We start from the raw sequence: 15,009 nt of genomic DNA, 5'->3' as shown, positions 1-15,009 counted from the left end.
CCCCACGACGCACACTCATTTTCGCGAATTCGAGCTCGCGCACTGCGTCGTTTCGACGCCCGCACTGGCCGGAACGCAGCGAGCGCCCATGTGTTGTCACACGACATTCAACTGGAGTGATGACATGAAGTATCTCTTTGTCGCGATGGCCATCAGTGCTGCCACGCTGGCCGGCGGATCGGCGGCGAACGCGGCCAACGGCAAAAGCGCGAAGCAGGATGCGCCGACCGACATCAGCGCGCAGCACCGCCACCATCATCATGGCCACCGCCATCATCACTGGCGCCCTCACCACCATGGCCATTATCGCCCGCACTATTATCGCAGCTACGGCTATTACCCGCGGCACCACGGCTATTATGGCGGCGGACCGTACGGCTATTACGGCGGCGGTCCCAGCGTGAGCTTCGGCTTCGGCGGCAGTCGCTGGTAAACGCGCCGGCACGGATGAACGAAAGGCCCGCGAATACGCGGGCCCTTTTTCATCGGCGCAGGATCGTTCCGGCCGTCGCCAGCCCGCTCGCGAGCGCCGCTTCGACAGTGCCCATGTCGCGGCCGCGATAGAGCGCCTCGCCGGAGAACAGCACGGAGCCGTCGACACGCGCGAGAATCGTCTGGGCGTCGCGCGTGCGCGGCGTTGCCCAGGAATAGGCGCCACGGGCGAAGGGATCGTGCGCCCAATTGACAGCTTCAGCCGCGACGAGGTCGCGTGCGACGTCCTCGCGCGGCAGCGCGAAGATGCCGGCGAGCGACGAGAGCCCGGCATCGACCAACCCTTGCGGATCGAGACCTTCCAGCTGCGCCGTACGCGGACCACCGAACCAGCCGGTGAGCACCGGCTGCTGGTCCGGATAGCGCGTCCACCACACCGGGATGGTCTGCTGCGACAGCAGGAAGGTCATATCCGCGAGATCCGGCTTTCGCTCGCGCCACCATGGCCGCGCGAAGCGGAGCAGGATTTTTATCACGCTGCCGAAGCCGATGTCGTCGGCAGCAGCGGCCTTCGCGCGCGCGGCCGCGGGCAAAGCGATGCCGCGGAGCAATGGCAGCGGAACGGTGACGATCACGCGATCGCAGCCATGCGCATCGCCATTGGCGCAGCGGACGACGACCGCGTTGCCCTCGTCCTCAATCGCCGAGACAACGCAGCCGAAGTGGATCGCCGCACCATGTCCGCGGCACTCCGCCGCCAGAAAATCGATCAGCGCGCCATAGCCGCCAACGATGCGCGCCTGGATGTGATGCCCGCCGTCCATCCATTCCTCGCGCAGCGCCAGAATGGAGGCGCGCGCGGGATCGGCAGCATCGTAGCCTTCGACCATCCGTGTAGTCGAATAGCGCAGCCGGTCGTACTCAGGCCCGGCGAAATGACGACGCAGGAAATCGGCGACTGTGAGGTCGTCCTTCAACTCCGCCAGCACGGCATGGAGCTCCGCCTCATGCGGATCGTGACGGCTTTCGCGCGAGAAGCTCGCGCCGTCAAAGCTCCATTGCGCGCCTTCGATTTCCAGAAGCGACAGTCCTGCCTCGCGCAGCAGAGCGCGCGTGACCGGCGCCTCGCCATGGACGAATTCGGCGCCGCCATCGGCGGGGTAGCCGAACTGCGAGGCCGGCAGCGGAAGGATGCGGCCCCCGCAGCGCGCGCGGGCTTCCAGGATGGTGACCCTCCTGCCGGCACGCGCGAGCTCGCGCGCCGCCATCAGGCCGGCTGCGCCAGCGCCGACGACCACGATGTGCTCTGGCGTGTCCGACATGCCCGCGCTTTACCCGGCCAGGCCTTGCGGATCGTTCTTGATCAGATAGCGCAGCAGCAGGACACCGCCACCGAGCTCGCGCACGTTCTCCAGCGTCATCGCGGCGAGAGGCGCGCGCTTGTCGCTGTCGGCGTCCGCCGAAGAGAACACGAAGGGCGCGCCCGCGGCGCCATCGATCGCGGGGCTGAGGATCAGATTGAATTCGTCGATGAGACCGGCGCGCAGGAACGCGCCATTGGCGACACCGCCGCCCTCCACCAGCAGGCGCTTGACCCCGACCTCACGATTGAGGATCGCCAGCGCCAGCGCCAGATCGATCTCGGACTTGCCTGCGAAGATGTAGGACACGCCCTCGCCGCGGAGCCCGGCGAGATGCGAATCCGGTACGCTCTCGGTCAGCACCACGACGATCGGGTCGCCACCGATATCGGAGCGGCCCCAGCCGATCTTGCCCTGCGCGTCGAGCACGACGCCATAGGTTTTCGCGCCGCGCCGCGCAAACCACGGCTCGCGCGGAAACTTTTCGCTCGTCGTCTCGGCCGGATACGGCTTGCCCTTGGCAAACTCCGATCCGGTGACGCGGCCGATCACCCAGGCATCGCCGCCGAGTTCGTCATGGATCTTCTCGAACCAGTCCGTGCCTGCGCCCTTGGGACGCCAGCGGCTGGGATGTGTGCGGCCATCCAGGCTGGAGTGCATCAGGCAGATGACGTAGGGCTTCATGCAATTCTCCCGGGCGCGCTCAGGCCGCTGATCCATCGCGCCTGGCGCGATCGTTCACGATCACCGCGAGCGGATTGAGCTTTGGCGACGCGACCAGCTTGAGCGTGTTGCTGTCGTGATGATTGAACGGCGCGCCGCGGACGAACAACTCGGTCTGGATCCGATAGGTCCAGCTGCCGTCCTCGTTGAAGGTGATGTCGCAGCGGTAGGCATCGGTGCGGAATGCCTGTTCCAGGAAATCGGTCGAGCAGATCCCGTAAGCGGTGTCGCCGCGCTTGGCCGTGACCGAGATCGCCTTGTCATCCGGCCCGGCCTTGCCGGAGGCGAGCAGGACCTGCCCGCGCGGGATCGCCAGCGTCTGCATGATCAGCCCGGTCGCGGGCTCCCACAGCCAGTAGCCGACCTGGTCGTGGAAGGTGATGTCTTCCTCCGGCGTGTTGATGTGGATGTGATAGCGCAGCCCGTAGAGAAGCTGCGGCCCGTTGGCCTGCGGATCGATCGGGTCCATCCGGATATGCTCGATGAAGGTCCGCCGCTCCGGCCCTTCCGCCTTCGGATTGACGTCGATCCCCTTGTCGGCCTGCCAGGTGCCGGCGAGGCGGCGCAGCGGGCCGAGATTGGCAAGGCTATCGGGCGAGACGTCCTCGGGTTCGGTGAAGATATCGGCGGGAAGAGGGAGCATGGGAGCCTCGCGTCATTGCGGAGGCAGCAATAGCACGGAGACGGGAACCTGGCTCGTGCTCAAGCCTCACAATCGCGAATGGACATCCGCGCCACGCGCAGGCGATCGTGGGGCTTCAAGGGGGGCGTGAGGAGATACGGAGCCGAACCTGCCGGTTCGGCTCCGCCGCAGGGGATGCTTAGTGGCGGTGATCGCGGACCTCGGGCTGGGAGCGGTGGTCCCGGACGATGGTCTGATTGCGATGGTCGCGCACGATGGGCGGGTCGCGATGATCGCGGACGATGGTGGTCGCGTTCGAGGGTGTCGCCACGCCCGCCAACGTGATCGCTGCGAGAGCCACGAGGATGGTATTGCGCATCAGTCTTTCCCTTTGCTTGGTGGATCACTGCGAGCCACCTGACAACAGGCTAGATCGACCGCTAGGAATGATATGTGTCGCCAATCACGCCGTGATCATCGATGCGCTGGCGACCGTGCCTCGGCCAATCGGAGGAGAGGCCAGGGCCACGGCCGTCACGATCTCTCGTCATTCGGCTGCGCGCGGCGGACGGGCCTCCGCAACCGAAGCTGCTTCAGCGCCAGCCCGCCGCCAGTGCCACGCTGCTGCAATACGCCGAGGCCTCGCCCGATCGCCAGCCGGTGACGCGTCCGGCCTCCTTGCACTCGTCGTAGCTCTTGTAGTTGCCGACGTTTCGGCACGTGGGTGAATACACGCCGCCCGAAGCGTTGCAGCCGACCCAGGGCTTGTCAGCCGTCCTGAAGCTCGATTGGCAACCGCCGGCGCAGCTGCCGGTTTCGCGTTCGAGCTTGGCGAGCTTCGCGGTGTCCGACATCGGCCCGACTGCCGCCGTCGAAATCGCCGGCGACGTACGGGAAATGGTGCTGCGAACCGCCACATGATGCACTGGCCGGTGCGGCCTTGCCATTTGCTTCGGCGCCTCGACCGTGATGCCGGGAAGCTGGTCGGCAGGGGTCGGTTGGGACATGGCCGGGCCGCTCAGGCAGCACAGCAGCAATGCAAGCGATGGGAGAGCGACAGCGGGACGCGCAACGAAGCGTGACGACAACGTCATGACCATGTCCTTCCAATGCGGGGAGACGGACAATTCCGTCTCCGTAAGATCAAAGTTATCATCCGCCCATGGATGTCGCATCGGTCAAATTGTGCAACTCGACACGCCCTGCATACGCGGCGCCGCCCCTGCCACAGTTTTAATCAGACCGCGCACAGTCGAGGCGCTGGGCTCGCGGCAGCGGCTTACGTGCTTGTGTTCGGTGTTCCCGTTTGCGCCCGGGAATCGCGGTGATAAGACCTTTGGCTCAGGATTGTGAAATTCGCCATAGGCGATGCAGCCACTCCTCAAATAGCTTCCAAGTGACGTCGTGATTTCAAGTGAGTGGTTTGGAATGCAGCAGGCTTCGGTCGAAAGATTTTCGGACCTCATCGGCAGGATTTATGATTGTGTGATCGCGCCTGAAAGCTGGACGGAGGTTCTGAACGAGATTCGCGTGGAGTTCGGCTTCGCGACCGCGGTGCTCTCGGCCTACAGCCTCACGAACGTGAGGATCGGCGTCAATGCGGCCTCCGGAACCGACCCGGTCCCGACAATGGCCCAAACCAGCAGGGAGTATGTGGCTGACATCGTCGAGCTCTGGGGCGGCATCGAGCGTATCCGGCAATACCCGCTTGGAGAGCCGATCATTCGATCCCAGGCGGTTCCGGAGGGCATCATCCAAGGCAATCGGTATCATCGGGAATGGGCCATGCCGAAGGGCTTGTTCGATGCCGTCGGCGTCGCTCTTGTTCGCGAAAAAACGATGATCGGGAATGCGACATTCAGCCAGCATGAGTCCGACGGCGCCATCGAGGAAACGCAGGTCAGCGGATTGCGCGTTCTCGCGCCTCACATCCGCCGGGCCGTGATCATCAGCAATCTGTTCGATATGAAGACCGTGGAAGCCGCGACCTTCGCCGCAACCGTGGAGACCCTGACGGTGGGTGTCGTTCTGGCGGACGAGCATTCGCAGATCGTGCACACCAATGCCGCTGCCGCAACCATGCTCGCGGCAGGCGATCCGATTCTGGCGCGGCACGGCCGGATCGCCGTTCAATCCGCGGCGACCACGAGCTCATTGCAAGCGGCCATCGCGCAGGCCGCGAAGGACGAGGCGGCGCTCGGCCAGAAAGGCATCGGCATCCCGATCCCGCGCCCGAGCGGCGACCCTCTCGTCATCCACGTTCTGCCGTTACGGCGTGGCCAGACGCGATCCGGCCTGGTCCAGCGCGCCGCCGCCGCCCTGTTCGTGACCTCGGCCTCCGGCCCGCCGCAGCTGCCCCACGATGCCCTCGTCCACCTCTATGACCTGACGCCAGCCGAGATTCGCATCTTCGAGCTCATCTGCGAAGGACAGACCCGCGACGCGATCTCGTCGCAGCTCGGCGTGTCCGTCAGCACCGTGAAGAGCCACCTCATTCACGTCTTCGAAAAGACAGGGTGCCATCGCCAGGTCGATCTGGTCAGGCTGGCGAAGTCGCTGACGTTCCCGGTGTAGCGCGTGGCCTGGCTGACGGCGGCTCCCGATATGGCTTCCAGGTGACGTGCGTGACTTCAAGTGAGTGGTTTGGAATGCAGCAGGCTTCGGTCGAGAAAGTCTCGGACCTCATCGGCGAAATCTATGATTGCGTGATCGCACCTGAACGCTGGACCGGAGTCCTGGACGGGATTTGCACCGAGTTTGGCTTCGCCACCGGCGCGCTCTCGGTCGCCAGCCTCACCAACATGAAGGCCGTCGTCAATGCGGTCTCCGGGAGCGACCTCGCCCAGATGGCCCGGAATGCGATCGGATACGGAGCCGACATCATCGAGCTCTGGGGCGGCGCCGAGCGCATTGCGCAATATCCGCTCGGAGAGCCGATCGTTCAATCCCAGGCCGTCCGGCAGGACATTATTTCCGGCAATCGCTATTATCGCGAATGGGCCCTGCCCAAGGGCCTGTTCGACGCCGTTGCCGTCGGCCTCGTTCGCGACAGGGCGATGATTGGAAATGCGATCTTCAGCCAGCACGAATCGGCCGGCCCCATCGACGATGCGCAGCTCGTCGGATTGCGCCTGCTCGCGCCCCACATCCGCCGCGCCGTGACGATCAGCAATCTGTTCGACATGAAGGCGGTCGAAGCTGCGACATTCGCCGCGACCGTGGAGGCCCTGACGGTCGGCGTCGTGCTGGCAGACGAGACCTCGAACATCGTTCACGCCAACGCCGCTGCCACGGCGATGCTCGCAGCCGAAGATCCCATCGTGACGCGACAGGGCCGGATCGCCGTTCAATCCGCGGCGACCACCAGCGCGTTGCAATCCGCCGTGGCACAGGCGGCGAAAGACGAGGCGACGCTCGGCCAGAAAGGCATCGGCATCCCGATCCCCCGCCCGAGCGGCGATCCCTTTGTCATCCATGTTCTGCCGCTGCGACGCAGCCACATGCGATCCGGCCTGATCCAGCGCGCCGCCGCCGCTCTGTTCGTGGCGTCAGCCTCCGGACCGCCGCGATTGCCGCACGATGCGCTCAACCAGCTCTACGATCTGACGCCGGCCGAGATCCGCATCTTCGAGCTCATCTGCGAGGGGCAGACGCGGACCACGATCTCGGAACTGCTCGGCGTCTCCGTCAGCACCGTAAAAACCCATCTGGTTCATGTCTTTGAAAAGACCGGCTGCCGGCGCCAGGTCGATCTGGTGAGGCTGGCAAAGTCGCTGACGTTCCCGGTGTGAGCGGCGCTTGATGAGCCGATAGCTCTGCGGTTCGCGTCCGCGCCATGCGCCGCCTCTGCTCGCAGCGACTGAGCCGTGGCTAGCTGAATCTCCCCTTCGGATCCGTGTACTGATACGTGTAGGTGCCGTTGTTCAAATCGTCATAGGTCTGAACTTCCAGCACCACATAGACGATCTTCCAGGCGCCCGAGCCGGGATCGAGATTGGTCGGGAGCGACACGTTGGGGTTCACCGTCGCAGCGTTCGTGTTGCCGTATTTGAGCAGCTCCTGCACCCAGTAGCCCGGGCTCAGGCCGGACGCATCGCCCGGCCGTGGATCGGGCAGCAGGAACAGCACGAAGCGGTAGGACGCGATCACGCTGCTTTCCCAGGCCGGATTGATCGCCGCCTTCGCGCTGTCCGGTAGCGTGCCCCAGTTCGGCGGCCCCCATGGCGGGCTCGTGCCGAACGGCTGCAGCGAAACGCCCCATTGCTGGGTCGTCGTGTCGGTCGTGGTGTTCGAATAGCCGCCCGTCCCCCCGATCATGATGGTGCCCGAGGTCTCGACGCCGCCGAGCAGCGGCAACCCTTCCTTGTCGTCCCAGTAGCAACCGGCCGCGAGCGAGGCCTCGACATTCCAGGAGCCGCTGTTCATGGAGCTCTTCAGCGCCGTGAAGCCACCGCCGGTGACCCCGCTGAGCGACCAGGAGAAAGCGAGATATTTCTGCGACGGCCCACCCGAATTCTCCCCGAAGTCGAACGCGGCCGGCCAGATCACGGTGTCGAAATAGTCGGGGATCGCATTGCCCGTCAGCGCCGCCATCGTGGCGTTGATGCCGCAGGGCGTGCCGTCCGCGCGCGTCCCGTCAATCGTGTAGGTCATGAGATCTCCGGGCGTGACCAGGAACGGCACGTACGGGGACTGGTTGGACTGACCGACATAGGCGCTGATCGCCGCGAAGATCGGCGCCTGCGGGGCCGAGATCGCGGCGTTCTGCGTGCCGTCGCTGATCATGTTGCCGTTCGCGTCGAAGAATTTCAAATTGGTGATCGAGATCGAGGGCGGCGCGGCGAACACCGAACCGTACTGGACGATGCCCAGCCCGATTATCGACGTGTGATCGACGCTCGCGTCGCTGCTCTGCTGCCACGGCAGCGTGAATGTGGCCGAGGTCGAGCTCGACCAATTCCTCGTATAGCCGCCGGACACCGACGCGCTCCAGGCGATGCCCGCTTCACCGCCGTCGCCGAGCGATTCGTCTCCGGCCGAAATGCCGATCTTGCCGTTGGCGGTGAAGCTCGCGCCCACGTTCCAGCTCTGCTGGCCCTGGACCGCGATGCCCTCCGACGTTCCGTAGATCACCGAGCCGAGATCGTTGACGGTGCTTTCGAACTGCCAGCCGATGATGTTCGCATCGGGGAGCGGGATCGGTCCGTCGATGATGCCGGTGACGGCGACGGCAGGCCCGTCATTCGCGGTGCTCAGCGACATGTTGGCATAGTTCGAGATCACTTCGGCGGTGCCGAACTGCTGCAGCTGCGCCACCGTGGTCTCGCCATAGAACAGCAATTGCAGCAGCGGATAGGAGGTGGTCGTCATCTCCCCGGTGCCGTCCGAGTTCTGGGTCGGCTCGGTCTGCGATGCATTGCCGGTGTCGACGATGAACATCATGCTTGGTGGCGTGCTGGTGTCGGCCGAGGAGGCCGGCAGCATGGTCTGGCCCGCATAGGCGAGCGGCCCGTAGGTCGCGAACGTCTCGAGCAGCAGCGCCTTGCTCTCGTTCTTCACGTTGGTGACCGACGATCCGCAGGCGATGATGCGGCCTGCGGGATCGGGCAGGATCGTGAGCTGGGATTTGGTGGCGGCCGGGCTCGACCAGGCGAGCGTGGGCTGCCCGGCGGCCGGCGAGCCGGTGGCGTCGAGCGGGCATGTCACCGCGACCTGAAACTGCTGCTGGTCGTCCCCTTTCGCGTCGGCCGTAGTGACGGTCATGAACATCACGAGATCCAGCGACAGATCGTTGCTGCTGACGCCGGCGCCGCTGACCTGCGGTGTGACCGCGATGCTGATCAGGCTGTCGAGACTCACCCCCGAACGTCCGGCGACCGGAGGGAGCATCGCGCCGACCTCGGCTGCGGTCAGCCCCAACTGGCTGACCATGCGTCCGGGCCAGGTTCCAAACACGCCCGCGTTGGTGGAAAGGGTCTTGTCCGGCTGCTGGTCGGCCACGTAGTACAGCGAGACCGTCGCCCAATCGGTGAGCTTGCCGGGCTGGTCCGGGATCGGCTGCATCCAGCCCACCAGGAACGCTTGCGATCCCAGCGAGACCGCGGTGACGCATGAGCCTTCCGGCAGGTTGATGCTGAGGCCGTTCTCGTCGCAGAGCACGAACGTGCTGAGCCAGTTCGCGGTCGGCGCGCTGGAGCTTCCTGGCGGCGGCGGCGTGACGTCGTTGAGCGACGTCACCAGGACGCCGGAGCTGGAATCCTCCCACAATTTCGATTGATTCCAGAACAGATAAAGCGCCGGGATCTCGCCGGACTGGATGGCAAGCGCGCACCCACCCGTGGTCTGCGGCGCAAAGCCGTTCTTCAGCGTGAGCCGGCTGTTCGACCATGATTCCTTGTTGCCAAGGCCGGAGGCCGTGAAGCCCGCGCCGGTGTTGTACAGCGATTGCTGCATGTTGGAATTGCCGTCGGCGCCGACGACGAAGATGTTCGCTCCGAACAGCGCGACCGCATTGCCCTGCGGCCGCGCGCCGAGGCCAAGCTGAATTTCCGGATTTTGTGCAGGCGTAGCCATTCACGACCTCCTCGACGGCAGCCCATCCTGCCGCGGAGGAGATTACAGTCTAAGGTTGCGACAATTGAAAGTCGCATTCCGGTGAGCCGCGCTGCGGCGGCCATGCCGATTGCGAGCGTGTGCGATCTGGCTGATCGCACGCCCCGCGCCGATTCAGCCCGCCTTTGTGCCCGTGATGGCGCTGAGCGCCTCGACCAGCCGGTCGAGATCGGCCTCATCGGTGTAGAGCGCCGGCGTCACGCGGATGCATTGGCCCTTGGCGACGCCGGCCCGGCGAACCGTCAGGACCTTGTAGGTGTCCCTCAGTTTCACCAGGGTGGCGTCGTTGTCGGCCTTGCTGGTCTTGCCGGCAAGGCGGAAGGACGTGATCGCACCATAGAGGCCGGGTTCATCCGGCGTCAGGATCTCGAGATCCCTGAAGCCCCTGCTGCGGCTGACCCAGTAGTCGCGCAGATAGCGCAGGCGCGCCTGCTTCGCCGCAGCACCGATCTGTTGATGCAGTTCGACCGCCGCGGGCACCGTCAGCACCGTCGCGAAATTGACCGTGCCGGTGTGAACCCGCGAGCGGATGTCGGTCTCTGCAAAATCCTCGTCGCCCAAATCGCGATCGATGTCGGCGAGGCGGTCTTTCCTGATGTAGAGGAAGCCCACGCCGACCGGCGCGCCGATCCATTTGTGCAAATTGAAGCCGATGAAATCGACCTCGAGCTCACCCACCTTGAAATCCATCTGCCCCCAGGAATGAGCGGCGTCGAGGATGACATCGATACCCTTGGCCTTGGCCATGCGGGCAATCTCGGTGACGGGCATGACGAGGCCGGTGCGATGGCTGACATGGGTGAGGAGGAGAAGCCTGGTCTTCGGATTGGCCTCGAGCGCGCGGGCGTAGGCGTCGAGCACGGCCTGGCGGGTGGCCGGCTCCGGCACGTCGAACTTGACCACGTCGACGCCGCGGCGCGCCTTGAGCGCGTTCATCGCGTACTGCATCGAATCGTAGTCGAGATCGGCGTAGAGCACGCTGTCGCCGGGCTTCAGCCTGTTGTAGCCGCTGATCAGCAGCTGCAGCGCTTCAGTCGCGCCGCGGGTGAGCGCGATTTCCTGCGGCGCAGCTCCAACCGCCTCGGCCACCTTGGCCCGCACAGCCTCGAAATCCGCACCTGCGCGCTGCCGCGCGTAATAGGTGTTCTGATAGTTGACCATGTCGGACAGGCGGATGAACTCGCGCCTGACAGGCTCGGCCATGATGCCCCAGAAGCCGTTCTCCAGATTGACGACATCGGGCGTCACGGCATAGAGCCCCTTCACAGCCGTCCAATAGGCCTTGTCGGTGGCGATCGCGGCCACAGGTCCGGTCGGCTGTGCCGGCAAGCCCTCGGCCGCAAAAGCCGGCGCCGCCAGCGGCGCGACGGCGGCGGCAGCTAAGCCCTTCAGGATCGACCGGCGGTCGGAAGAAATCGTCTTGATCAGATGCATGTCCGTCCTCTGCGATGCGCGGCGAAAGGAGCAGCGATCGATGGAACACCAATGACAGGGCGATGACAATCTGATGATGGCGGGCAATGCCCGGGCAGGGAACGCGATCGAGTGCTTGCCGTTGGCAGGCGCTGAGGCAAGCGACCTGACGAAGATCGGGATCGGCCGCGCCTATTGATCGAGCCGGATCTGCGCGGTTTTGACGATGTCCTGCCAGCGCGCGATCTCTTCGGTCATCCGCTGCCTGAGCGGTGCGGGGCCGCGCTGATCCGGCGGCGGCAAAATCAAGCCTGCCTTCTCAAGCCTTCCGCGCACGCCGTCGTCGTCGAGCGCCGCGCGAAGCGCATCGGTGAACCGGTCGCGAATGGCGTCCGGCACGCCTTTCGGCAGGTAGAATGCGAACCAGCTCGACGCGACGAACCTTGCGAGCCCCGCTTCCGTCGCCGTCGGCGTATCCGGCAATTGCGGAACGCGGCCGGGCGCCGACACGGCCAGAAACCGCAAATGGTTGTCGGCCAGGAAGGGAAGAACGTCGCCCAGCAATGCGCAGCTGAAATCGCTGCGGCCTGCGATCAGGTCGGTCATCGCCAGCGCCGATCCGCGATAGGGGACCCCGACCGGCTTGAACCCGACCACGTCGGTGAACAGCAGGCAGCTGATGTGGCTGATCGAACCGATGCCGGCATGGGCCAAAGTGAGGTCCGGGCCGCGCGCCTTGGCGATCGCGATGAACGACGCCATGCTGTCCGCACCGAGGTCCTGACGGGCGACGACGAGGATCGGCGTTTCCGCGACCAGGCCGATCGGCGTGAAGTCGACCAGCGGATCGTAGCGAAGGTTCGGATACAGCGCGACCGATGCCGCATGCGTGCCGACGTGACCGCTGACCAGCGTATAGCCGTCGGGCGCGCTTTTGGCGACGCGCGTCGAGCCGGTCGTGCCGCCCGCCCCGGCGACATTCTCGACAATGATCGGCTGCCCGAATTGCCGTGACATGTGCTCGGATACGATCCGGCTCATCACGTCATTCGGACCGCCCGCGGCGAACGGGACCACCAGCGTGATCGGCCGTGACGGAAACGGGGCGTCGGCCTTCGCCGCGCACAGCATGGTCAGCACCGCAGCTGCGGCAACGAGTGGGCGAATGCGTTGTGGCCTCATGGGGTCGCGCTCCGTTTTGCCTCTGGCAATGGGCGGCGCGGCCGATCGGTGGATGCCGCGAGGACGCGGTCGACCTCGCGACCGGACAGGCCGACGTAGCGGGCCGGATCCGCGGCTTCTTCGATCTCGTGCGGCGCGAGGTGGACCGTCACGGCCGGATCGCGCGCAAGGCTCTGGGCCAGGGTGAGGCCCGACGCGATGGCGTGCGTGCAGGCCGCGCCCACCATCTCGTGCGCATGATGGCGCCCGACATGCGGCGCGAGCGCCATCATGACCGCTTCGGCCGCGATCAGTCCCTGCGTCCGGCCGAGATTGGCCTGCATCGCATCGGGTCTGACGACGAGCCCGGTGCAGAGCCGGATGGCGTTGTCCATGGCCCGGGCGATCAGCATGAAGGCTTCCGGCAGCAGCAGCCATTCGGCCTGCCACGGTCCCGTCGCCCGTTCATGATCATGGACCGAAGCATCGAGCATGGCGCTTGCGAGACGGCGCAGCGCCGATCCGGTGCTGAGAAGCTGCTCGCAGATGATCGGATTTCGCTTGTGCGGCATGGTGCTCGAGCCGCCATGGCCCTGGCCGCCCGGCTCCAGCACTTCACCGACCTCGGTCTGCGCCATCAGCACGACATCGGTTGCGATCTTGCTCAGGCTGGTGGAGATCAGTCCGAGCAAACAAACCGTCTCGGCCAGGGCGTCGCGTGCGGCGTGCCATGCAACAAGCGGCTCGGCGAGCCCGAGTTCGCGGGCGAGCGCAGCGCGGATGCGGTCGCCGTCGTCGCCGAGCGAGGCGAACGTGCCGACGGCGCCGCCGAACTGAACCTGGAGCACTCTTGGCCTGAGTTCGGCGAGACGTTCCCTGTGGCGCAGCAGGCCCGACAGCCAGACGGACACCTTGAAGCCGAAGGTGATCGGAATGGCATGTTGAAGCTTGGTCCTGCCGACCATCGGTGTGTCGCGATGGGTTCGCGCCAGCTCCGTGATCACCGATATCAGGCTCTCCAGATCGCGCTCGACGAGTTCGAGCGCGTCGCGAATCTGCAGCACGAGCGCGGTGTCCATGATGTCCTGGCTCGTGGCGCCCCAATGGACGAATTCGCCATGGGGCGTGCCCGTGAGCCGGATCAGCTGCTCGACCAGATTCACCACCGGCAGTCCGGCGCGCAGCGTGCCCGCGGCCAGCTCGTCGAGATCGAGCCGTTCGGCACGGGCCGCGGACGCGATGGCCGCCGCGGCCTCGGCCGGAATCACACCGAGTTGCGCTTGAACCCTGGCCAGCGCAGCCTCGACCAGCAGCATCGAGGCCAGCGAATTGCTCTCGGCGAAAATGGCGCGCATCGGCGCGGTGCTGAAAATGTCGGCAAGGTGGCGGCTGCTGAAGACCGTCGCGGGCTCGAAACTCAGCATGTCGATGCCGCAACCATCGATCGCCGCGCGGTCGTGCCGCTTCCGGCCGCAAGCGTCCCGCCGTCGCGGCCGCGTTCTGATAATCCGGAGAGCAGTCGCCGCTTAAAAATTAGCCGCATCGGTTGGTATCCGCCTCTCCGGCGTCACGCTCCATTGCGCAACCGTATGGCCGGTATCGATCAAGCCTAGGTCAGCTCTCCGTCTTTCAAAAATGCAATGTTGAGATAAGTGCGTTCTGAATCGAAGAACGCGACCGTCGAGGGCCCTTGGACGGCTTCCGTCGCAACACTCTTGGCGGCTTGGATATGCGGCGACGCTGTGCCCGCTATCTACGGCCAGATGATCGGCATGAACTTCAGTTCTCTTTGGACCAGCTCCGCCTGCAATCGCTGCGCCCGCTCCTTGGCTGCGTTGCCGACCAACCGATACCTGCCGCCCATCGCTCGATCGGCTTCGACCTGATGGCGAATACTTTCATACAGCCGGAGCACGCTCTGATCGCTCAGATGCTCAAAGCTCTTGCCGGGGGGAAGCAGAGCGGAATGAGACGCATTGCTCGCTCGGATATCCGAAAGTGGCCCGTCGATCGATTTCTTCTCGTCCATGACACCTTGGTCGGTTGCGCACGGCAACACGGGCCTCCGCCCCGAGTTCCTAGCGACGTCGCCAGCGTGCCACTCGGCCATGGGTCTCGTCCGTACAGTATTGACCACAACTGCCCTGAGGCGTGCGGCAGCGAGGAACGGCCATCCAGCTGAGCGATTGGGACAGTGGTCTGTGGCGCGATACGCGTTTCGCGGCATCCACCCGGAACGGCCCATCGTCGAACGCGCGTTCGGCGGTGGGTCGGTTTTCGCGTTCAGGACGAGGAGCAGCGAATAGCTGGCTGCTCGTCTTGCCGCGAGGGCCGAGGAATTGCGCGGTGCTTTGGCGCGATCTGCTGGAAAGGACCGTCGTACGGCTGGAATGGTGCGCCATTCAGAATAAAATTACGAACTCCTATATTATTGACATATCAATATAATTTCCAGCCTATTGACCCGTGAAGGCTTCTCACCGTCCCGGGATGCATCACGCAGCTAGTTGTTTGAATTACCGTGGAGCTGGAAGGCGGCCGGTTCGGTCCGGGCTAAGCCCTTCCAATCCTGAGGTTTTTTGTGCACTCGTATAAATTGCCCCTTCACGACCGAACCAACCAATGCGATATCGGACGGGTCTATTGCCGTAAGCTCGATGGGACCACAGCGTCCTGTGCCGCCTA

At 64.9% G+C, this 15,009-nt stretch carries 13 protein-coding genes; 3 read left to right on the top strand and 10 right to left on the bottom strand.

Annotated elements, in window-relative coordinates:
- The first annotated feature begins 124 nt into the window (after positions 1–124).
- Positions 125–433, top strand: a complete 309-nt coding sequence (locus PMI42_RS13640) for a hypothetical protein (protein ID WP_008134954.1) — start codon at positions 125–127, stop codon at positions 431–433.
- A 49-nt stretch (positions 434–482) separates the two neighbouring features.
- Here PMI42_RS13640 and PMI42_RS13635 read toward each other — a convergent pair whose 3' ends face one another.
- From PMI42_RS13635 to PMI42_RS13615, 5 genes are all read right to left on the bottom strand, one after another.
- Positions 483–1,754 carry a flavin monoamine oxidase family protein gene (locus PMI42_RS13635; RefSeq protein WP_008134953.1) on the bottom strand — a complete coding sequence of 424 codons (1,272 nt, stop codon included), beginning with the start codon at positions 1,752–1,754 and terminating at the stop codon, positions 483–485.
- Between the two features lie 9 nt (positions 1,755–1,763).
- A complete protein-coding gene (locus PMI42_RS13630) occupies positions 1,764–2,477 on the bottom strand; it encodes a RibD family protein (RefSeq protein WP_008134952.1) in 714 nt (237 codons plus the stop codon).
- Positions 2,478–2,496: 19 nt separating this feature from the next.
- A complete protein-coding gene (locus PMI42_RS13625) occupies positions 2,497–3,159 on the bottom strand; it encodes an FABP family protein (protein WP_008134951.1) in 663 nt (220 codons plus the stop codon).
- Positions 3,160–3,337: 178 nt separating this feature from the next.
- On the bottom strand, positions 3,338–3,517 hold the full coding sequence (locus PMI42_RS13620; protein ID WP_008134950.1) for a hypothetical protein: 180 nt from the start codon (positions 3,515–3,517) through the stop codon (positions 3,338–3,340).
- 214 nt (positions 3,518–3,731) lie between these two features.
- On the bottom strand, positions 3,732–4,238 hold the full coding sequence (locus PMI42_RS13615) for a hypothetical protein (protein WP_240535239.1): 507 nt from the start codon (positions 4,236–4,238) through the stop codon (positions 3,732–3,734).
- Between the two features lie 328 nt (positions 4,239–4,566).
- Here PMI42_RS13615 and PMI42_RS13610 point away from each other — a divergent pair, with 328 nt between their 5' ends.
- On the top strand, positions 4,567–5,712 hold the full coding sequence (locus tag PMI42_RS13610; protein ID WP_008134947.1) for a helix-turn-helix transcriptional regulator: 1,146 nt from the start codon (positions 4,567–4,569) through the stop codon (positions 5,710–5,712).
- A gap of 74 nt (positions 5,713–5,786) precedes the next feature.
- Positions 5,787–6,929 (top strand): helix-turn-helix transcriptional regulator, encoded by a 1,143-nt coding sequence (locus PMI42_RS13605; RefSeq protein ID WP_008134946.1) that lies wholly within the window; start codon positions 5,787–5,789, stop codon positions 6,927–6,929.
- 79 nt (positions 6,930–7,008) lie between these two features.
- Here the strand turns inward: PMI42_RS13605 and PMI42_RS13600 are convergent, their stop codons facing one another.
- The 5 genes from PMI42_RS13600 to PMI42_RS39140 all read right to left on the bottom strand — a co-directional run bounded on the left by PMI42_RS13600 (position 7,009) and on the right by PMI42_RS39140 (position 14,353).
- Positions 7,009–9,711, bottom strand: coding sequence for a hypothetical protein (locus tag PMI42_RS13600; RefSeq protein WP_008134945.1), 2,703 nt, complete (start codon positions 9,709–9,711; stop codon positions 7,009–7,011).
- A 153-nt stretch (positions 9,712–9,864) separates the two neighbouring features.
- On the bottom strand, positions 9,865–11,184 hold the full coding sequence (locus PMI42_RS13595) for an aminotransferase class V-fold PLP-dependent enzyme (protein WP_008134942.1): 1,320 nt from the start codon (positions 11,182–11,184) through the stop codon (positions 9,865–9,867).
- A 171-nt stretch (positions 11,185–11,355) separates the two neighbouring features.
- Complete coding sequence (locus PMI42_RS13590) at positions 11,356–12,345, bottom strand: Bug family tripartite tricarboxylate transporter substrate binding protein (protein WP_008134941.1); 990 nt, start codon at positions 12,343–12,345, stop codon at positions 11,356–11,358.
- Positions 12,342–13,748, bottom strand: coding sequence for a 3-carboxy-cis,cis-muconate cycloisomerase (gene pcaB, locus PMI42_RS13585; protein ID WP_008134940.1), 1,407 nt, complete (start codon positions 13,746–13,748; stop codon positions 12,342–12,344). The genes PMI42_RS13590 and pcaB overlap by 4 nt, the downstream gene beginning before the upstream one ends.
- Positions 13,749–14,077: 329 nt before the next feature.
- Entirely contained in the window at positions 14,078–14,353 is a 276-nt protein-coding gene (locus PMI42_RS39140; RefSeq protein WP_193376337.1) for a hypothetical protein, read from the bottom strand.
- Positions 14,354–15,009 lie beyond the last annotated feature (656 nt).

Origin of the sequence: Bradyrhizobium sp. YR681, from assembly GCF_000282615.1 — a bacterium.
Lineage (GTDB): Bacteria > Pseudomonadota > Alphaproteobacteria > Rhizobiales > Xanthobacteraceae > Bradyrhizobium.
The sequence above is the reverse complement of the archived record's forward strand: the minus strand, read 5'-3'. Positions and strand labels throughout refer to the sequence as shown.